The 19,260-nt window shown below is 71.1% G+C and carries 22 protein-coding genes; 18 read left to right on the forward strand and 4 right to left on the reverse strand.

Features of this window, described 5'->3' with window-relative positions:
- Nucleotides 1-268, forward strand: a 268-nt coding sequence (locus VF092_25025) for a hypothetical protein (protein ID HEX6750577.1), incomplete at its 5' end; no start/stop codon positions are given.
- A 344-nt stretch (nucleotides 269-612) separates the two neighbouring features.
- A complete protein-coding gene (locus VF092_25030) occupies nucleotides 613-2,553 on the forward strand; it encodes a Xaa-Pro dipeptidyl-peptidase (protein ID HEX6750578.1) in 1,941 nt (646 codons plus the stop codon).
- Nucleotides 2,554-2,565: 12 nt separating this feature from the next.
- On the opposite strand, the gene VF092_25035 is transcribed toward VF092_25030, so the two are convergent.
- The gene (locus VF092_25035) at nucleotides 2,566-3,087 is read right to left on the reverse strand and encodes a hypothetical protein (protein ID HEX6750579.1); all 522 of its coding nucleotides are present in this window, start codon (nucleotides 3,085-3,087) and stop codon (nucleotides 2,566-2,568) included.
- Between the two features lie 126 nt (nucleotides 3,088-3,213).
- Between VF092_25035 and VF092_25040 the strand changes: the two genes are divergently transcribed.
- Both VF092_25040 and VF092_25045 read left to right on the forward strand, forming a co-directional pair.
- Nucleotides 3,214-4,038, forward strand: a complete 825-nt coding sequence (locus VF092_25040; protein HEX6750580.1) for a hypothetical protein — start codon at nucleotides 3,214-3,216, stop codon at nucleotides 4,036-4,038.
- 219 nt (nucleotides 4,039-4,257) lie between these two features.
- Nucleotides 4,258-5,595 carry an erythromycin esterase family protein gene (locus tag VF092_25045; protein HEX6750581.1) on the forward strand — a complete coding sequence of 446 codons (1,338 nt, stop codon included), beginning with the start codon at nucleotides 4,258-4,260 and terminating at the stop codon, nucleotides 5,593-5,595.
- 71 nt (nucleotides 5,596-5,666) lie between these two features.
- Here VF092_25045 and VF092_25050 read toward each other — a convergent pair whose 3' ends face one another.
- Both VF092_25050 and VF092_25055 read right to left on the reverse strand, forming a co-directional pair.
- Complete coding sequence (locus VF092_25050) at nucleotides 5,667-5,840, reverse strand: hypothetical protein (GenBank protein HEX6750582.1); 174 nt, start codon at nucleotides 5,838-5,840, stop codon at nucleotides 5,667-5,669.
- Between the two features lie 119 nt (nucleotides 5,841-5,959).
- The gene (locus VF092_25055) at nucleotides 5,960-6,124 is read right to left on the reverse strand and encodes a hypothetical protein (GenBank protein HEX6750583.1); all 165 of its coding nucleotides are present in this window, start codon (nucleotides 6,122-6,124) and stop codon (nucleotides 5,960-5,962) included.
- A gap of 164 nt (nucleotides 6,125-6,288) precedes the next feature.
- Here VF092_25055 and VF092_25060 point away from each other — a divergent pair, with 164 nt between their 5' ends.
- The 4 genes from VF092_25060 to VF092_25075 all read left to right on the forward strand — a co-directional run bounded on the left by VF092_25060 (nucleotide 6,289) and on the right by VF092_25075 (nucleotide 10,020).
- Complete coding sequence (locus tag VF092_25060) at nucleotides 6,289-8,451, forward strand: MASE1 domain-containing protein (protein HEX6750584.1); 2,163 nt, start codon at nucleotides 6,289-6,291, stop codon at nucleotides 8,449-8,451.
- A 121-nt stretch (nucleotides 8,452-8,572) separates the two neighbouring features.
- Nucleotides 8,573-9,010, forward strand: a complete 438-nt coding sequence (locus VF092_25065) for a hypothetical protein (GenBank protein HEX6750585.1) — start codon at nucleotides 8,573-8,575, stop codon at nucleotides 9,008-9,010.
- A gap of 55 nt (nucleotides 9,011-9,065) precedes the next feature.
- On the forward strand, nucleotides 9,066-9,551 hold the full coding sequence (locus VF092_25070) for a CAP domain-containing protein (protein HEX6750586.1): 486 nt from the start codon (nucleotides 9,066-9,068) through the stop codon (nucleotides 9,549-9,551).
- A 232-nt stretch (nucleotides 9,552-9,783) separates the two neighbouring features.
- Entirely contained in the window at nucleotides 9,784-10,020 is a 237-nt protein-coding gene (locus VF092_25075; protein HEX6750587.1) for a hypothetical protein, read from the forward strand.
- A gap of 86 nt (nucleotides 10,021-10,106) precedes the next feature.
- Here VF092_25075 and VF092_25080 read toward each other — a convergent pair whose 3' ends face one another.
- Entirely contained in the window at nucleotides 10,107-10,616 is a 510-nt protein-coding gene (locus tag VF092_25080; protein HEX6750588.1) for a VIT1/CCC1 transporter family protein, read from the reverse strand.
- Nucleotides 10,617-10,802: 186 nt separating this feature from the next.
- On the opposite strand from VF092_25080, the gene VF092_25085 reads away from it, so the two are divergent.
- The 10 genes from VF092_25085 to VF092_25130 form a co-directional block, all read left to right on the forward strand.
- Nucleotides 10,803-13,154 (forward strand): TonB-dependent siderophore receptor, encoded by a 2,352-nt coding sequence (locus VF092_25085; GenBank protein ID HEX6750589.1) that lies wholly within the window; start codon nucleotides 10,803-10,805, stop codon nucleotides 13,152-13,154.
- Between the two features lie 257 nt (nucleotides 13,155-13,411).
- Nucleotides 13,412-13,579: a hypothetical protein gene (locus tag VF092_25090; GenBank protein HEX6750590.1), complete on the forward strand. Its 168-nt coding sequence runs from the start codon at nucleotides 13,412-13,414 to the stop codon at nucleotides 13,577-13,579.
- Between the two features lie 126 nt (nucleotides 13,580-13,705).
- On the forward strand, nucleotides 13,706-13,942 hold the full coding sequence (locus VF092_25095; GenBank protein ID HEX6750591.1) for a hypothetical protein: 237 nt from the start codon (nucleotides 13,706-13,708) through the stop codon (nucleotides 13,940-13,942).
- Nucleotides 13,943-14,321: 379 nt separating this feature from the next.
- A complete protein-coding gene (locus VF092_25100; GenBank protein HEX6750592.1) occupies nucleotides 14,322-14,882 on the forward strand; it encodes a hypothetical protein in 561 nt (186 codons plus the stop codon).
- 246 nt (nucleotides 14,883-15,128) lie between these two features.
- Entirely contained in the window at nucleotides 15,129-15,488 is a 360-nt protein-coding gene (gene rpsF / locus VF092_25105) for a 30S ribosomal protein S6 (GenBank protein HEX6750593.1), read from the forward strand.
- A 1-nt stretch (nucleotide 15,489) separates the two neighbouring features.
- Entirely contained in the window at nucleotides 15,490-15,711 is a 222-nt protein-coding gene (rpsR, locus tag VF092_25110; protein ID HEX6750594.1) for a 30S ribosomal protein S18, read from the forward strand.
- 13 nt (nucleotides 15,712-15,724) lie between these two features.
- Nucleotides 15,725-16,171 (forward strand): 50S ribosomal protein L9, encoded by a 447-nt coding sequence (rplI, locus tag VF092_25115; protein ID HEX6750595.1) that lies wholly within the window; start codon nucleotides 15,725-15,727, stop codon nucleotides 16,169-16,171.
- A gap of 313 nt (nucleotides 16,172-16,484) precedes the next feature.
- On the forward strand, nucleotides 16,485-16,877 hold the full coding sequence (rsfS, locus tag VF092_25120; GenBank protein HEX6750596.1) for a ribosome silencing factor: 393 nt from the start codon (nucleotides 16,485-16,487) through the stop codon (nucleotides 16,875-16,877).
- 359 nt (nucleotides 16,878-17,236) lie between these two features.
- A complete protein-coding gene (locus VF092_25125; GenBank protein ID HEX6750597.1) occupies nucleotides 17,237-18,886 on the forward strand; it encodes a hypothetical protein in 1,650 nt (549 codons plus the stop codon).
- 119 nt (nucleotides 18,887-19,005) lie between these two features.
- Nucleotides 19,006-19,260: AAA family ATPase (locus tag VF092_25130; protein HEX6750598.1), on the forward strand; the 255-nt coding region annotated here is incomplete at its 3' end.

Raw genomic sequence — 19,260 nt, forward strand, 5'->3', positions numbered from 1 at the left:
CCACGGGACGGTGCAGGGGCACGCGATCGCGGCGGGCGAGGTGATCGCGATGCCGGCGCCCCTCACCAACGACGTGCAGCAGTGCCTGGACTCGTGGATCAACACCTGTGTCACCGCCAAGCTCAGCGAGTGCCCGGGCGAGACCTGCGGCGCCAAGCTCACTTGCGGCGCCTCGTGCCAGGTCACCTGCGAGACCTGCTACGGCCCCACCTGCGTGACCGCCTGCCTGGGTACCTGCCTGTCGGGTGGCCTGGTCTGCTGCGCCTGAACGACGAAGGGAGGCCATCGTGCTCAGGCTCGAGCTGGAGGTCGAGCGCTCCGCGTAGACCGCGAGGTGCTGCGCCGCGTCGGATTCCGCTCGTACGTGGCCGCATCGCAGACAATTGGCGATGCGGCCACTTTGTTGTTTTTAGTGTCCGCGCGGCCTGGCCGATTCCCTTGCTTCGGTCTTCCTCGACACGAATGGAGGCAGGAGCAGGCGAGCTCGGGTTCTCCTGCTCCCTTTTCGCACCGGCGCCGGATCGGTAACCTTCACGTCGCCCGCTCACCCGGCCGGGTATCCGTCGCCCTGCGCTTTGCTTCGCCCGATTGAACACCCACCAGGACATGTTCATGACCGAATCGCTCTCGCGCCGCGCCGGCGCTGCCGTCGCGCTTACGCTGGCCTGTGCCGCATCGCTTCATGCGCAGGTGCCGGCGAGCACTTCGCAGGCGGCGCAGGCCGGCGCCCGCCCGGTCTTCGTGAACGGCATGGCGCAGATCGTTCCGGCGTTCGCCGATTCCTCGCAGTGGATCCGCCAGAATCTCTGGGTGGAGACGGACTTCGACTCCGACCGCGACGGCCGCAACGATCGCGTGCACGTGGACGTGACGCGGCCTCGCCAGACGGAGACCGAGGGGCTGAAGGTGCCGATCGTGTACGGATCGAGCCCCTACTACGCCGGCGTCGCGCATGCAAACGTGTTCTGGAACGTGCGCCAGGAGCTCGGCGAGCCCTCGCCGCCGCGCGGGCAGATGCCCGGTCCGCCATACGATTCGACACGCACGCGCATCTCGAACCAGCTCGTGCGCACGTGGGTGCCGCGCGGCTTCGCCGTGGTGCATTCGGATGCGCCGGGTACCGGGCGCTCGCAGGGATGCGTGACGGTGGGCGACGCGCCCGAGCGCACCGCGATGAAGTTCGTCATCGACTGGCTGAACGGACGCGCGCGGGGCTATACGACTCCGACCGGCGCCGAGCAGGTGTCCGCGACGTCGTGGTCGACGGGCAAGGTGGGGATGATCGGCACGTCGTACGAGGGCACGCTGCCGCTCGCCGCGGCCACGACGGGGGTCGCGGGGCTCGAGGTCGTCATCCCGGTCTCCGCGAACACCTCCTACTACCACTACTACCGTTCGAACGGGCTGGTGCGCTCGCCGGGTGGGTATCTCGGCGAGGACATGGACGTGCTCTACGATTTCGTCGCCAGCGGCCATCCCGCCACGCGCGCCGTGTGCGACCGCATCTGGAAGGGCGGCGTGTTCGCGGCGGGGCAGGACCGCGCGAGCGGTGACTTCAACGACTTCTGGGCCGTGCGCGAGCTGCTGCCGTACGTGCAGAACATCCGGGCGGCGGTGCTGCTGGCGCACGGGCTCAACGACTTCAACGTCATGCCGTCGCACAGCGTGCGGATCTACGAGGCGATGAAGGCGCGTGGGCTGCCCGTCTCGCTGTACCTCCACCAGGGCGGCCATGGAGGCGATCCGCCCGCCGACATGGTGAACCGCTGGTTCACGCACTACCTCTACGGCATCGACAACGGCGTCCGCCGCGACCCGCCGGTTTGGATCGTGTCGAGCACCGCCGCCGATTCGGCGCGCGCGTCGGGCCGGCGTGGCGCGATGCCGGCGCCGGTTCCGCTCGCGTCGTTCCCGGTACCGGGGTCGGCGCCGGTCCGGCTCTATCCCAGGGCGGGCGGCAACGGCACGGCCGCGCTCTCGCTCCGTCCCTCGCGCGGGATCGACTCCATCGTCGACGACGCGGCCGTCACCGGCAGCGCCAATGCCGCCGCGCCACGCTCGGTCCATCGCCTGCTCTTCGCCACGGCACCCCTGACGGATTCGCTGCACATCTCCGGCACGCCGCGCGTCACGCTGCGCGTCGCGGCCGACCGGCCCGCGGCGAATCTCAGCGTGTGGCTCGTGACCCTGCCGTTCGACTCGGCGCGGATCGGCTCCGCCAGCCGTGCCGGCGTGGTGACGCGCGGGTGGGCCGACATCCAGAACCACGCGTCGCTCGCGCGCGGCGGCATCTACGATTCGAAGCGGCGCGGCGAGCCGCTGGTCCCGGGGAGGTACTACGACCTGACCTTCGACCTCGAGCCGGACGACCAGGTGATCCCGGCGGGGAGGCAGCTCGGGATCATGATCATGTCGAGCGACCCGGAGTTCACGCTCTGGCCGAGCGCGGGAACGCGGCTGACGGTGGATCTCGCGGGGACGTCGTTCACGGTGCCGGTGGTGGGCGGCGGCGGCGCGCTGGCGCGCGCGGGGGGCGTGCGGCCGAACCGCTGATCCGGCGCGTCCTTACGACGGCCGCGTGTAGACGAGCCGGTAGACGAGCGGCGCGGGGAGGCGAGGACTCGTCATCGTGGCGACCATCGTCAGCGTCGTACCGTCCGGGCTCACGGTGAAGACGTTCTGGCGCTCGCCGTCTTCCGAACGGAAGGTCTGCACCAGCGCCCGGTCCTCCCACGTGGTCGTCACCACCACGCAGCTGCGCCGCATCTCGGTGCAGGGGCGGCCCGTGCGGCGGTGCCAGAACACCGGCTGCCCGTTCGCCGGGCTCGACACGGACGGATACCCCGGCATGTCGACGCTGATATTCTCGCCGAAGGCGAAGATCAGCCGCGGGTAGGGGACGTTCGTCGCGCGCAGCCGCGGGCGTGCGACCTGGCGCACGATGACGTTCATCCCCGCGATCGACTGGTTGATCTTCGCGTCGATGTCGTCGCTCTGCTCCGGGACGAGCGTCCAGGCGCCGCTGAACCGCGGGCTTTCCTGCGCCAAGCCCCTGGCACTCGCCAGCGCCAGGAGAGCGACGATCACCAGGAGCGGAACGCGTTGGCGGCACATGGCGCGTTGGTTCAGGGGCTGGGAAGAGGAAGCGGTTGATCGCCTTAAGAGTCGCGGTACGCACGTGTTTCCGGCAACCCGGTAACGGCGAATGCAGTCATGCTCCACTTCGATTCGAGCGTTTGTGCGGGCCTGCCGGGCGCGTGGCTTGCACGGAATGACGCGCCGATTCGTTTCGTCGATGTCGACCGTCAGCCGGGCCGGATGATGAAGATGCTCAACAGGATCGTCGTAGCGGCTGCAGCCGTCGCGCTAGCCGCGCTTCCGTCGGAGATCGGCGCGCAGCTCAGGACCCGTCAGCTCCAGGACGCGCGGGTGCGGGTGACCGCGCCGCCGATCCGGCCCGACAAGGTCACCGGACAGGTGACGCGGTTCGACACGGTGGCGCTGGTGGTGCGCGACGAGGCGACGGGGACCGAGCAGGCGTTTCCGCTGCACAGCATCCAGTTGCTCGAGATCTCCCGCGGCACCACGCGCGGCGGTAGCGCGGGGCAGCGCGCGCGCCTCCTGGCGTTCGTCGGCGGGGGGCTGGGCGCGATCGCCGGGGCGCTGGTGCAGCCGTTCGGCGAGGTGGGCACCTCGATCGCGGCCACAGGCGGCGCGGGGGCGCTGCTCGGCGCCGGAATCGGGGCAGCATGGGGCTCGTCGGCGCCGAAGGAGCGCTGGGAGTGGGCCGTGCGCCCGTGGGGCTACGATCCCAGGACCGCGCCGCTGCCGTCGCCGCCACCGCCGGCCGCAGACACGGCCGCGCCGCCGCCGGCGCCCGCGGACTCCGCTGCGCCATCACCTCCTCCGCCACCAACTCCGCCGCCATCACCACCACCATTGTCGGATCGTGGCCCGGTGCGCTCAGTGGCTCCCTCGACGTTGGCAGACCTCGCTCCGCCGCGAATCGTGACTTCGGACCAAGCGGTACGGCGCTGACTTGATCGCACCCCGCGCCGAGATCGATCGAGATTGTGTGGATGGATCGATGCTTTCGGTGGCGCGATCGCCGCGATGAGATCTCGATGTCTGCGGCGGGAATAGGCACGGTCTGCTGATCTCCATCACCAATCTGCGTTGCTTGACTTGGCACTCACGGCGTGTCCTCCGCCGGGCGCGCGGTTTGCCGCCGAGCGCGCTCGGAAGGAGGTGGCTGAGATGGCGGACGAGCGGCGGGTGGTGGAGGCGGCGCGGCGCGCGGGGACGGCGCTGGCCGGCGGCGCGCGCGACTACGACGGGCTGATGGCGCTGATCGCCGACGCGCGGGTGGTGTGCCTGGGCGAGGCCAGCCACGGCACGCACGAGTTCTACCGCGAGCGCACCCGCATCACGCGGCGGCTGGTGGAGGAGAAGGGCTTCACCATCGTGGCCGTGGAGGCGGACTGGCCCGACGCCTACCGCGTGAACCGCTGGGTTCGCGGCACCGGCGCGGACGTCACCGCGGACGGGGCGCTGGGCGGCTTCACCCGCTTTCCGACGTGGATGTGGCGCAACCGCGAGGTGGTGGAGCTGGTCGCCTGGCTGCGCGCGTGGAACGACGCGCTCCCCACGGGCCGGGCGAAGGCGGGGTTCTACGGGCTGGACCTGTACTCGATGTTCGCCTCGATCGAGGCGGTGGTGGGCTACCTGGACCAGGTGGACCCCGAGGCCGCCCGCCGCGCCCGCGCGCGCTACGCCTGCTTCGGGCGCTACGAAGGGGATAGCCAGGCGTACGGCTACGCGGCGGAGCTCGGCGTCACCGCCGGCTGCCGCGACGAGGCGGTGGCGCAGCTGGTGGAGCTTCGGCGCCGCGCGACGGAGCTGGCGCAGCGCGACGGCCGCATCCCCGAGGACGAATTCTTCTTCGCGGAGCAGAACGCCCGTCTCGTGGCCAACGCGGAGGCGTACTACCGCACCATGTTCGCGCCGCCGGCCGAGGGGTGGAACCTGCGCGATACGCACATGACCGACACGCTCGAGGCGCTGCTGCGCCACTTCGGGCGCGGCGGTGGCGAGGCGAAGGCCGTCGTCTGGGCCCACACCTCCCACCTGGGCGACGCGCGCGCCACCGAGCCGGGCGAGGAAGGGGAGCTGAACGTGGGCCAGCTGGCGCGCGAGCGCTGGGGCGACGACGCCGTGCTGGTCGGCTTCAGCACGTACACGGGCACGGTGACGGCCGCGAGCGACTGGGACGAGCCCGGCGAGCGCAAGCGCGTGCGCCCCGCGCTGCCGGGGAGCTGGGAGGCGCTGCTGCACGAGGCCGGCGGCGACTTCGTCCTGCCGCTGCGCGGGAACGCCGAGGCGGAGGCGTTCCGCGACGCGAGGCTGGAGCGGGCGATCGGCGTCGTCTATCTCCCCCGCTCGGAGCGGGTGAGCCACTACTTCCACGCGCGGCTGGCGGACCAGTTCGACGCGGTGATCCACGTCGACGCCACGCGCGCCGTGGAGCCGCTGGAGCCGTCGGAGGTCTGGCACCGCGGCGAGGAGGCGCCGGAGACGTATCCGTACGCGGTGTAGTGCTGAGTGCGAACGCGGGCCCGGGATGCGCTCCCGGGCCCGCTTCTCGTCTCACTGCCTGCGTTAGCCGGTCAGCAGCAGGTGTTCTTCGTGTAGCAGTACGACTCCCAGGTGCAGAACTCGTAGGTCGGCGGCGCGTCGTCGTGCCCGCGCACGGTTCCGCGGGTGCCGTCCCGCCCCTCCACCGGGGCGAAGGTCTCCAGGCGCAGCGATTCGGGGTCGAGCACGATCTTCTTCTTCGGCATGCGGACTTCTCCTGCGGGAGGAAAGGGATGCTGCTCCGGAGAGCGGACTGCATCTCGAACCTAATCACCCTCCCGCCTGATTGGAAGGTACGCCGCGTCCTAAAATGTCCGATCTGCCGTCATCCGTTTCGCGGCGTCCCGCGTTCGGCCAGGTCGTGCCAGGCCTCGGGATCGGTGATGCGCATACGCCCCACCTCGCCCCTTGTCCCCGCGGTGCCGCCGTCCACCCGCGCCGCCGCGGCGGCTTCGGCGCCGTCTCCCGATGCGCGCTGTTCGATCTCCATCTCCCATTCCTTCTCGAAAAGTCCCCGTCTCCCGCTGGATGAGCCGGACGGGAGGAGCAAGGGCCGTTCCCGTGCCGTCGCCGTTGCCCAACGGATGGCGCGGGAATACTTTGCAGGTACCCGTCCGCAGTGGCATTCATCTGCTCGTTCTCCGCCCCTTTCCGTTGCCCGCCGCACCCTCGCACTCCCGAGCGCTGCCGTACCTCCGCGCGGCCGTATTCGCGCTGGCCTGCTACGTGGCCGGTCGCGTGGGGCTGTCGCTGGCGTTCGTGCAGGCCAGCGCCAGCCCGGTGTGGCCCGCGTCGGGGGTGGCCATGGCCGGGCTGCTCCTGCTGGGGATCCGCTACTGGCCCGCGGTCTACCTGGCCGCCGTGGCGGTGACCCTGTCCGCCCCGTCGCCGCTGCCGCGCGCGATGGTGGCGGCGGCGGGAAACGTGCTCGACGCGGTGATCGGCGCGTGGGTGCTCACGCGCGTGTTCCGCATCCGCCCCTCGCTCAGCGGCGTGCGCGACGTGCTGCGCTTCATCCCCCTCGGCTCGCTTCCCGGGCCGGCGGCCAGCGCCGCGGTGGGCGTGGGCGCGCTGCTGCTGTGGGGGGTGATGCCGCTGGCGGACGCGCCGTGGACCGCGCTGGTGTGGTGGACGGGGAACGGCACCGGCGTGCTGGTGGCCGCGCCGCTGGTGCTGGCCTGGGCGGGAACGCGGAAGCCGCTCCCGCGCGCGCGGCTGCTGGAGGTGGCGGGGGCCACGGCGGGCGCGGTGGTCATCACCCTCCTGGCCTTCCGCAGCGGCGAGATGTTTCCCACCGCGCGGGTGCCGCTCTCCTACGCGGTCTTCCCCTTCGTCACCTGGGCGGCCATGCGCGGCGGCCAGCGCGGCGCCTCGGTGGTCACCGCGTCGGTAACCTTCGCCGCGGTGGCCACGGCGGCGCGGCTGGCGGTGCCCGGGTCGCCGTTCGCCGAGGACGCGGCGCTCCTCTTCCTGCAGGGATACCTGGCGCTGGTGTCGATGACGGGGATGGTGCTGGCGGCGCTCACGCACGAGCGGCGCACCGCGCTCCGGCGCGAGCGGCGGGCGCGGCGGAACGCGCAGGCGGCCGAGCGGCGCTCCGCCTTCCTGGCCGAGGTGGGCGCGGTGCTCAGCGGCTCGCTGGACTATCCCGAGACGCTGGCCAAGGTGGCGGCGCTGGTGGTGCCGCGGCTGGCGGACGGGTGCATCCTCGACGAGCTGACCGAGCACGGGAGCTTCGGCCGCGTGGTCACCCGCCACCGCGATCCCGCGACGGACCGGCTGCTGGCCGAGACGCGGCGGCTGTATCCCCCGCCCGCCAATCCCCGCAGCCGCGTGGCCGCCGTGCTGGGGAGCAGGCGGACCGACTTCCTCCCCGAGGTCGACGCGGCGATCGTGGAGCGGCTGGCGGTGGACGAGCGGCATCGCCGGATCCTGGAGGAGGTGGGGATCCGCTCGGTGATGTTCGTCCCCCTGGTCGCGCGCGAGCGGACCGTGGGCGTGCTGACGCTGATGCGCACGGCGGGCGCGCGGCCATACACCCCGCGCGACGTGGCGCTGGCCGAGGAAGTGGCGCGCCGCGCCGCGCTGTACATCGACAACGCGCGCCTCTACCGCAGCGTACGCAGCGAGTCGGCCGCGCGGCAGAAGGTGGTGTCGATGGTGTCGCACGAGGTGCGCAACCCGCTCTCCACCATCCTGCTGAACGCCACCGCCGCGCTCGACGACGGCACCGATGGAGACGGGGCCCGGCAGCCGCTGGACGCCGTGATCCTGGCCGCCGAGCAGATCCACCACCTGGTGCAGGACCTGGCCGACGTCACCCGGCTGGAGGCGGGAAGCCTGCCGGTGGAGCACGCCGCCTTCCGCCCCGGCCTGGTGCTGCGCGAGGCGGCCATGATGCTGGAGCCGCTGGCCACGCGGCGGGGGCTGCGCTTCGGCGCGCGCGCGGAGGGCGAGCTGCCGCCCGTGGTGGGCGACCGCGAGCGCACGCTGCAGGTGCTCAGCAACCTGGTGGGCAACGCGCTGCGGCACACGCCCGAGGGCGGGGAGATCGAGATGCGCGCCGAGGCGATGGGTGGCGTGGTGCGCTTCTGCGTGGCCGACAGCGGGTCGGGGATCGCGCCCGAGGCGATGTCCGGGCTCTTCACCCCGCTCTGGAGCGGCGACGTTCCCGCGCGGGGGATGGGGCTGCCGCTCAGCCGCGCCATCGTCGAGGCGCAGGGCGGCCGCCTGTGGGCCGAGAGCACGCCGGGGGAGGGGAGCCGGTTCTTCTTCACCCTGCCGGTAGATCGAAAGCAGAGGACAGGGGAGAGATAGGAGACGGCGGGGGAGATCCGGATTCTCCGCTCGCCAACGGCCCGCGCGGCGGGGAACATGGCGCGGTTCTTCCGGGTTGCATCGGAACTGATGGTTTCGCAAGCCGGAGACCGACCGACGCATGCCGACACGCTTCCGCCGCAACCCCACGCCCGAGCCGCTGCGCACCCGCCTGGTGGAGATCCGCCGCGGGCTGATGCGCCTGCACAAGGCGCTGATCGACGCCGAGCGCATCGTCTGGGAGCGCAGCCGCGGGCCGGTGACCAACGCGCAGCTGCTGCAGGCGCTGATCGAGGACCCGTTCTTCGCCTGGCTGCGGCCGTTCAGCGGGCTGATCGTGGAGATCGACGAGGCGCTGGCCGGCGAGCACGCCGTCAGCGAGGAGGACGCCCGCGCCTTCGCCGAGCAGGCGCGCGAGCTGGTGGCCGTGGACGACGGCGACGAGCCCACCGTCAACCGCTACGACCTGGTCTGCCGCCGCGATCCCAACGTGCTGCTGCTGCACGTCGAGCTCTCCAGCCGCATCGCCGACGCGCTGGAGGGGCCCGCGGCGGCGTGATCCCATCTCCGCGTCCGATCTCCATCTCCCGCTTCGCCCTCTTCCATCCCCGTCCGTGAGATTTTTCCGCCCGCGTCTCCATCTCCCGCTCGCGCTGCTGGCGCTGGCCTGCGCGCAAGCCGACGCGCCGCCGCGGCGCTCGCTCCCCGCGGGCGAGTACGCGTCGCAGGAGTGGGGGCTGGTGGGCGCGGTGAACGACTATCGCGCGAAGCGCCGCCAGCCGCTGCTGCGGTGGGACGCGGGGCTGGCCGCCGTGGCGCGCCAGCACAGCCGCGACATGGCGGAGGGCCGGGTGCCGTTCAGCCACCAGGGCTTCGAGACGCGCGTGGCCGAGGCGCGGCGCCTGGGCTACCTGGCCGTGGCCGAGAACCTGGGGACGAACAACTTCCCCGCCGACACCACCGTGTCGGTGGCGATGCGAGGCTTCCTCGACAGCCCGCCGCACCGCCACGCGATCGAGGGCCCCTACGAGCGCACCGGCGTGGGCGTGGCGCGCGACCTCTCCGGCGACTTCTACTTCACCCAGCTCTTCGCCAGGTAGTGCTTCAGCCTCTCACGGAGGGCACGGAGGTCACGGAGGAACCGATCGGTTCTCCGTGACCTCCGTGCCCTCCGTGAGAGACTTCTTTTTTGTCTTCATCGTCGCTAACGCCGCCGTCGGCAAGCGTGTCTTACGGCTGAGATGCGGGGCCGCCGCCCATCCAACCTTAGGGCGACCCGATGCATCGAATCATCGGCAGGATCGTTGAAGAACCGGTGCACCGGCCATTTCCATGCGGACCGACGAGATGTGGTGGACACGCCAGCGCAGCTCGCTGACGCAGGCGTACGCGGACGAGAACCCCGAGGCGGTGGCCGCGCGCCTGCGCGAGCTGCTGGACGCCTGCGGCGAGGAGCACATCCCCGACAACGTGGTCGCCTTCCTCGACGCGGCGTACCTGCTGGCCGAGAGCCGCAACCTCCCGCGGTCGCAGCGGGCGTGGCGCCTGGCGATGCACGCGCTGCACTGACCGTCGGCGGATGGCGGAGATGACGAGAGGGCGCCGGGGATCCGCTCCCCGGCGCCCTCTCGCGCATCCGCCGAACGGTGATCGGATCACCCCGCGCCGGCATTCCCCAGCACCATCCCCACGGCGAAGACCAGCGCGCCGCCGAACACCACCTGCAGCAGCGTCCGCCCCAGCGGGCTGCGCATGTAGCGCCGGCGGATCCAGGCGATGGCGATCAGCTCCAGCACCACCACCGCGTACGCCAGCGTCAGCGCCGTCTGGAGGTCGGGGATCAGGAAGGGGAAGGTGTGGAACATCCCCCCGAGCATGGTGCCGACGCCCGTGATGGCGCCGCGGCTCCACGGGTTGCCGCGCCCGCTCATCACCCCGTCGTCGGAGAGCGCCTCGGCCAGCCCCATGCTGATGGCCGCGCCCACCGACGCCGCCAGCCCCACGTAGAACGCACTCAGCGGCCGGTGCGTGAGCTCCGCCGCCGCGAAGAGCGGCGCCAGCGTGCTGACGGAGCCGTCCATCAGCCCCAGGAGCGCGGGCTGCACCCGCTGCAGCACCAGGCGGTGGTCGCTCCCGGGCGGGGGCGCGTACGCGGCTTCGCTCATCCAACCTCCGGCGGGTCATGGGGATACGGGAGATGCGGCGGCGACGGGCTCCCGCCGCGCGGCTCGGGTCAAGCCGGGCGTCAATCTACGCGGGAGCCGTGCCGCGGATGAAGAGCCTTGCGGCGGGGATGATCTGCGTCTATGATGTGGTTGAGACTCATTCTCAATCACTCACCACTGTCGGATATGCGCTCGTACCCGCTCGTGCTCCTGGCCGGCCTCGCCGCCGCGGCCCCCGCCGCCGCGCAGGCCCCCAATCCCCCGTCCACCACGCTGCTCGCGGCGCCGGCGGACACCTCCGCGCCGATCGCGTTCGGCATCCCCGCGCAGCCGCTGGGCGACGCGCTGGGCGAGTACGCGCGCCAGTCCGGGCTGCGCGTGCGCGTCGCGGCCCGTCCGGCGTCGGCGGCGCGGTCGCACGCGGTCGAGTGCACCTGCACCGCGCCCCAGGCGCTGCGCCGGATGCTGGAGGGGACCGGGCTCTCCGCGCGCTTCGCCGACGCGCGCACCGCGCTGGTGGCCGGCGGCGACTCGACCTTCGCGCTCACGCCGATCAACGCCGTGGCCCCGCGCAGCTACACCAGCGTGCGCAGCGCCACGGCGATGAAGACGGAAACGCCGCTGCGCGACGTGCCGCAGGCGGTGAGCGTGGTCACCCGCGAGGTGATCGCCGACCAGGCGATGCAGGGGATGGCCGACGTGGTGCGCTACGTCCCCGGCGTGCAGATGGGGCAGGGCGAGGGGCACCGCGACGCGCCCACCATCCGCGGCAACGCCTCCACCGCCGACTTCTTCGTCGACGGCGTGCGCGACGACGCCCAGTATCTCCGTGACCTGTACAACGTGGAGCGGGTGGAGGCGCTCAAGGGCTCCAACGCGATGATCTTCGGCCGCGGCGGCGGGGGCGGGGTGCTGAACCGGGTGGTCAAGGAGGCCCGCTGGACGCCGGTCCGCGCGCTGACGCTGGAGGGCGGCTCGTTCGACCACCGCCGCGGCACCGTCGACCTCGGGCAGGGGATCTCCGGCGGCGTGGCGGCGCGCTTCAACGGCGTGTACGAGCGCTCCGGCGGCTTCCGCGACCGCGCCTCGCTCACGCGCTACGGGATCAATCCCACCCTCGCGCTGGACCTGGGCCGCGCCGTCACCGCGCACGCGGGCTACGAGTTCTTCAGTGACGAGCGCACCGTCGACCGCGGCATCCCCTCGTACCAGGGCCGCCCCTCGCCCGCCGACGTCACCACCTACTTCGGCAACCCCGACGTCAGCCACGCGACGATGCGCGTCCACCTCGCCACGGCCACGGTCGAGCGCGCGTCGGCGACGGGGTTCACCCTCCGCAACCGCACGCGGCTGGCCGCCTACGACAAGTTCTACCAGAACAGCTTCCCGGGCGCGGTGAACGCGGACGGCTCGCAGGTGGCGCTGAGCGCGTACAACCACGCCATCGACCGCACCAACCTCTTCAACCAGACGGACGTCATCCGCTCCGTCGCCACCGGGACGGTGCGGCACACGCTGCTGCTGGGCGCGGAGCTCGGCCGGCAGCGGACCGAGCAGGTGCGCAACACCGGCTACTACAACGGCACGGCCACCTCCTTCTCCGTCCCCTTCGCCACGCCGACCGTCGCCACGCCGATCGAGTTCCGCCAGAGCGCCACGGACGCCGACAACCTGACCACCACCACCGTGGCCGCCGCGTACCTGCAGGAGCAGGCGGAGCTGGCGCCGTGGCTGCAGGCGGTGGGCGGGGTGCGCCTGGAGCGCTTCGCCATCGACTACCACAACAACCGCACCGGCGACGACCTGGACCGCCGGGACGTCCTCCTGTCGCCGCGCGCGGGGGTGGTGCTGAAGCCGGTGCGGGCGGTCTCGTTCTACGGCAGCCTGAGCGTGTCGTACCTTCCCAGCTCGGGCGACCAGTTCACCTCGCTCACCGCGACGACGGAGACGCTGGAGCCGGAGCAGTTCGTGAACCGCGAGGTGGGCGCCAAGTGGGACGTGCACCCCGACCTGAGCCTGACGGCGGCGGTCTATCGCCTCGACCGGACGAACACCTCGGCCACGGATCCCAACGACGCGTCGAAGATCGTCCAGACGGGGCACCAGCGCACCACCGGCTTCGAGCTGGGCGCCGCGGGGAACGTGATGCGGGGATGGCAGATCGTGGGCGGGTTCGCCTCGCAGCGCGCGCGGATCGTGAGCGCCACGACGGCCGCGAAGGCGGGGGCGAGGGTGCCGCTGGTGCCGCACCAGACGCTCTCGCTCTGGAACCGCTGGCAGCTCCTCCCCGCGGTGGGGATCGGCGCGGGGATCGTGCGCCGATCCGACATGTTCGCGGCGATCGACAACACCGTCACGCTCCCCGGCTTCACCCGCGCCGACGCCGCGCTCTTCCTGCGCGTGAACCCCGCCCTGGGGGTGCAGGTGAACGTGGAGAACGTGTTCGACCAGCGCTACTTCGCCACCTCGCAGGGGAACAACAACATCATGCCCGGCGCCACGCGCACGCTGCGGCTGTCGCTGACGGCGCATCCCTGAGGCGTGCCGCTGCCGCGCATCGAGGAGGGGCCGGTCCCGCGGGGTCCGGCCCCTCCGCGCTTTGCGGAAATTGGAGAGAGTGTCGCAAATCGATGCAACGAAGGCACTTCGGCGTGCCGAACCGGCCTCTTTCTTGCCGTGCCGGACGCGCTGAAGCCCCTGATCCTACCCGCAGCGACGAGCGAAACGTGAGTTTGAGGGAATACCGGGACCCGGAAGGGGTTCTCTGGCGCGTCTGGCCTGTGAACCCCACGGAGATGACCGGACCCGCGGTGGTCCCCGAGGACCTGCGGACCGGCTGGCTGTGCTTCGAGAGCGAGGCCGAGAAGCGGCGCCTGCGCCCGGTGCCGCCGTCGTGGGAGGGCCGCACCGACCACGAGCTCGACATCCTCCGCCGCGCGGCCGACCCCGTGCGGCGGCGCTGAGGCGGCGGGCGCACCCTGTCACACACCCTCCACGGGGATAGGAGGATGTGTGCAGTGTGGGCGCGCAAGTTGCAACGGCCCGCGGTAGCAGTCGACGGACCCTCCGCACCCGCCTGGTAACTACCTATGCTCGTAACGCAGCTCCCCCTGGCCGACGCCGGACGCGAAGTCTGGCGCAGGGCGATCCTGATGGTAGGCTGGATCAGCTTCCTCGTTGCCACGCCGCTGCTGCTGTTCGCCGTGCATCTCCCGTCGTGGATGGACGATGCGCTGGTGGTGACCGCCTTCGTGGGCGGCGCCTGCATCGTCTGCGGCGAGCTGTGGCCCGCGCTGGACCGCCTGCGGATGACCGGCCGGCGATAACGGATCGAGGTGGGACACGAGCGGGGCGCCCGGTGCGGACCGGGCGCCCCGCTTCGTGTTCCGCCCGAGGTGTCAATGGAGCGGCCGGCACGCTCCTTTGGCGCTCCAGACGAGCAGATCCCATGCTTTTTATTTTCTTAACGTGGTAAGACGTTCGAGAGCTAGAACTTCGCGGCAGATCAAAAACGGCCACCTGAGAGCATTGTCCATATCATGAATCCAGGGTAGATTGTTGTGATACCTCGAGGGAATCGCCGGTGGCAACGACCTCTTTTATAAGCTCTATACCGCTGAGTGGGAGCGGCGCGCGGCAATCCAGGGAGATACTGCGCTGCCGCTGGGTGTCCTGGCACTACTCGGCAGTGGGCTGATTGTTCTCGTGAAGGAGTACAACGATGGAGGCGGAATTCTCGACCTGTTATTCTGGGTCGGCTTTGCCGCCGCGTCCCTTGGTTTGGTGCTGGGGATCTACATGTTGGTTCGTTCATTCTACGGTTATGTATACTCGCACCTGACCTTTCCGTCGGAACTGAAGCAGTATTGGGATGGGTTGCGCGCCCATTACTCCGCCGTGGGTACCCCGCTGGTGGCGGATCGCGAGTTCGAGGCGTACCTGCAGGATCTGCTGATCAAGGCGACCGACCGCAACGCCGCGATCAATGTGAATCGCGCGGAGTTCCTCAGGAAAGCGAATCGCGCTATCATTCTTGTCCTGATCGCGTCCGGGATCACCGCAATCCCGTATTCGATACGGGAGCGCATGAAGAACGAACAAGCAGCCGTCGAGATCACCCGTCGAGGATCGGAACCAATGTCCCAGCGTCCGAGCATCACCCAACACCCTGCTCCGGTGGTGCCGCCCAAGCCGACACCTCCGACCAACTTCGACGAGCGGACGGGCGTGAAGGCGCCTGCGGACCGGAATCGGCCGAAGCGCTGATGCGCCTCCCGGATGAGAACGCCGGGCGGCCATCACCTCATCCGCCGATGCCCGTGCCGCCGCCGGAACGTGGAGGTGAAGCTTCCGCTGCAACGGCCGGGTGAGCCGCGGTAGGCGTGGCGCGGTAGACAGCCGCGGCCCGGTGTGATATCTTTCCATGCTGCCCCCAAATCCGGGGGCAGCGCTTTTTTCTCCTGCTCCGCGCATATCACCGGCGCGGGGCCACATGTCCACAGGAAGGTGACTTTGAGGGACTACGAGATCGTGTACATCTTCCACCCGTCGCTCGACGAGGGGGGGGTGAACCAGAAGCTCGACCGGTTCCACGGGCTGCTGACGGGCGACCGCGGCGGCAACGTGACCGAGGTCGACCACTGGGGCAAGCGCCAGCTGGCGTACCCCATCGAGGACCAGTCCAGCGGCTACTACGTGGTGTCGCACTTTGCCGCCCCCGCCGAGGCGCTTCCCGAGTTCGAGCGCATCCTGAAGCTCGACGAGGAGCTGCTGCGCTACCTGGTGGTGATCAACGAGGGCGACCTGGCCACCACCCCGGTCCCGCCGCAGCCCAAGCGCGACGAGGAGTCCGAGGAAGGGGAGGAGGAGTAAGATGCGATCCAGCCGCAAGGCGTGCCCCATCTGCGAGCTCGGGGTGCGTACCATCGACTACAAGGACGAGCGGACGCTGCAGCGCTTCGTGACGGAGCGCGGCAAGATCCTTCCGCGCCGCATCAGCGGGATGTGCGCGCGGCACCAGCGGCAGGTGGGCACGGCGGTCAAGCGCGCGCGGTACCTGGCGCTGCTGCCGTACATCGCCGGCTACGAAGCCTGAGGAGGATACCACGATGCAGGTCATCCTTCGCCAGCGGATCGAGACCCTGGGCGACGCCGGCGAGATCGTCGACGTGAAGCCGGGCTACGGCCGCAACTACCTGATCCCGCAGGGGCTGGCCTACGAGGCCACCGAGGCCAACAAGCGCCGCCTGGAAGCCGAGCGCGCGCGCTCGGCCGCCAAGGAGGCCGAGACGCTGCAGGACGCGCAGAAGCGCGCCGCCAGCATCGAGGGCGTGTCGCTGACCTTCAACGCCCGCGCGGGCCAGGAAGGGAAGCTGTTCGGGTCCATCACCTCGGCCGACATCGCCGAGAAGCTGGCCGAGCAGGGGATCACCATCGACCGCCGCCAGATCGAGCTCGACGAGCCGATCAAGACGCTGGGCGTCACCAGCGTTCCCGTGCGCCTGCACCCGCAGGTCCGCCCGGAGGTCAAGGTCTGGGTGATCGCGGAGGACTGAGTCCTTTCGCGCGTCGCACAGGTCTGGTCGCGAAGGCGGCTCCGGTTGCGGGGCCGCCTTCGTCGTTCGGGGAGTGCTGATCCAAATCCCCAGGACGCAGGGGGTGGATTTGCGCCACAATGCGAGTGAACTCGCGGCTACAACGACACGCAGTCCGCCTTCGCGGACTTCGCTCGGCTGCGAGGTCGGCGCGTTGGGGACGCACTCGCGCACTGGCGGGCTCACGCACTTTCGTGCTCCGCGGAGTGGTCCTTAACTTGAACGCGTCACGCGCTTCGGTTGCGCGTGGCACAGAACTCAACCCGGAGAAGCGATGAGCATCACCCCCGTGCCGCCCACGTCGGTGGACATGCCGAAGGACGTGGCCCGCGTGGTGGACCTGCTGTTCGACCGCAAGGGGCTGGACGTGACGCTGCTGGACCTGCGCGGGATCTCGACGGCCACCGACTGGTTCGTGATCGCCACCGGCACGTCCGACACGCACGTGGCGGCGCTCGCCGACAACGTCGTCGACGGGCTGAAGCAGGTCGGCGTGCGGCCGCTGAACGTGGAGGGCGAACGCGAGGCGCGCTGGGTGCTGATCGACTACTTCGACTTCGTGGTGCACGTCTTCCACCCCGCCGCCCGCGAGTTCTACCAGCTCGAGCGCCTCTGGGGCGACGCGCCTACCTTCGTCCTCGAAGCGCCGGCCGCCGCGCGGTCGTAGTCAGCCGGCGATCGATCGCACGAGCGGTCGCAACCAACGCGGCCCTTTTCCCAGCGCGGAGAGGGCCGTGTTTGCGTTGGCGGAGACGACATCTCACGCATGCCGAAAGATGCGGAAGACCGGGTTTGGTCGCGACGATGCGAGTGAACTCGCGGCTACAACAACACACAGTCCGCCTGCGCGGACTTCGCGCGGAGTAAGCTCCAGTTCGAGCGACTGGCATCCTGCCGGCCGATCGCCGATCAGCTCCCGGCAGGCTCAGCACTCAGCACTTCGTCCCCGTACTTTCGTACTTTCGTGCCGCCGTTTAACTTGGCGCTGTCCTCCGTCCGCAGGCCCAGCCCCGTTCTCCCGAGCCCATGACCGATCCGCAGACGGCCACCGGCTACCCCGGGCGCAGGCTGCCCCCGCCTTCCTTCTTCGACCCCACGTTCGAGCGGCTGCCCTCCGCCGCGGCGTTCGACGCGCAGAACCCCGGCCCCGTCCTGCTGCTGTTCGACCCGCGCGCCGACCGTGCCTGGGTGGCCGACTCGGCCATCGCGCTGGCCACGGGGTGGAACGCGGCGGGGCGGCGCACCGTGCTGGCCGACCTCTCCATCGAGGACCCGATCCTCCACGAGCGGGTGGGCGTGCCGAACCTGGACGGCGTGGTCGACCTCTTCCTCTACGGCGCGTCGCTGGCGCGGAGCGCGCGGCCGGTGCCGGGGCGCGGCTTCCTGCTGATCACCGCGGGAACCTACACGCCCGAGCCGGAGGCCATCTTCCACCACCCGCGCTGGAGCAAGATCGTCGACGGCTTCCGCGAGGCGCAGGCGTCGCTCCTGGTCTTCGTTCCCCTCGACGCGCCGGGGCTGCCGGCGCTGGCGCAGTGGGCGGGCGACGTGATCGTGCTGGGCGACCGCCAGGACGGCGAGCTGTTCGAGTCCATCCTGTCCCCCGACTTCCGCATCCGCGCCTGGCTGACGCCGCCGGCGCGGCCGGGGTCGGAGCCGTTCCGCGTGGGCGAGGACTCGGTGCGCCCCGTCTCGTACGGCGCGCCGCCGCAGCAGCCGTTCACCCCCGCGCCCGCGCAGCCGGGGGAGCGCTTCCCGCAGCCGGAGCCCGGCGGCTTCCAGCCGTGGGCCGCGCCCCCGCGCGAGCCGGCGCGCGGCCCCGAGCCGCTCCCCAGCGCCGAAGAGGCGCCACACGCGCCCGCCGCCTCGCTCCCCGTCCCCGATCCCGCGTGGGAGGCCACGGTCGAGGAGGCGGAGCCGTGGCCGGCGTCGCGGCGGAAGAAGAAGTCCATCCCCAAGAAGCGGCGCATCTCCCCGCTCCTGCTCGTGCTGCTGGTGCTGCTGTTCATGGCGGCGGCGGCGGTGGCGGCGCTGTACTTCCTCCCCGATCTCCTCCCCGCGCTCGACCTGCCGCGGCGCGAGCGGGCCGAGGCGCCGAACCTCCCCGCGCACCGGCCGCAGGCGCTGGCGACGGCGGCGCCGGCCGGGGTGGCGCGGCCGTACGCGGTGGTGGTGAAGGCGTACCAGGGCGACCGGGCGTACGAGACCGCGCGCGGGTGGGCCGAGCGCGTGCAGCGCGAGATCCCCGGGACGCAGGCGTACGTCTTTCCCGAGGAGATCGGCGGGATCGTGTACTACCGCGTGTTCGCGGGGATGCTGGGCGACACCGCCGAGGCCGCCGCGCTGCGCAAGGAGCTGATCGACCGCGGTCTGGTGGATCCCGAGAGCGTGGGCGGCGCGGGGGACCTGATCCAGCCGCGGCCGATGACGTTCGAGCTGGGGCAGTATCCCACCCGCGCGGCCGCCGAGGTGCGCGCGCGGGAGCTCGGCGCGGGGGCGATCGACGTCTACCCCGTCCCCGTACCGCAGACGGACGGGAGCGAGCGGTGGGCGCTGTACGCCGGCGCCTTCGCCGACAGCGCGCAGGCGGCGCCGATGCAGAAGACGCTCGCATCCGCCCGTCTCCCCACGCGCCTGGTCCGCCGCGTGGGCCGTCCTCCCGCCGCGCCGAAGTGATGTGCCGTTGACGCAATCACGTTAGATTCATCTCCATCCCGCTCGACATCGTCCCGAAGGTTTCCGCCACACCGCTGGCGCCCGGCAGGAACATCCCCCGTCGTGCAGAACCGCCTGGCATGAAGCTCCGCTCGCTCCGCCTCCACGGCTTCAAGAGCTTTCCCGACCGCACCCTGATCGAGTTCCGCGACGGCGTGACCGCCATCGTGGGCTCCAACGGCTGCGGGAAGAGCAACACCGCCGACGCCGTGCGCTGGGTGCTGGGCGAGCAGCGCGCGTCGGCGCTGCGCGGCGGGAAGATGGAGGAGGTGATCTTCCAGGGCACCGTCAAGCGCCGCCCGCTGAACTTCGCCGAGGTCACGCTGGCGTTCAGC

It is taken from the genome of Longimicrobium sp., from assembly GCA_036377595.1.
In the GTDB taxonomy this organism is placed as follows: domain Bacteria; phylum Gemmatimonadota; class Gemmatimonadetes; order Longimicrobiales; family Longimicrobiaceae; genus Longimicrobium.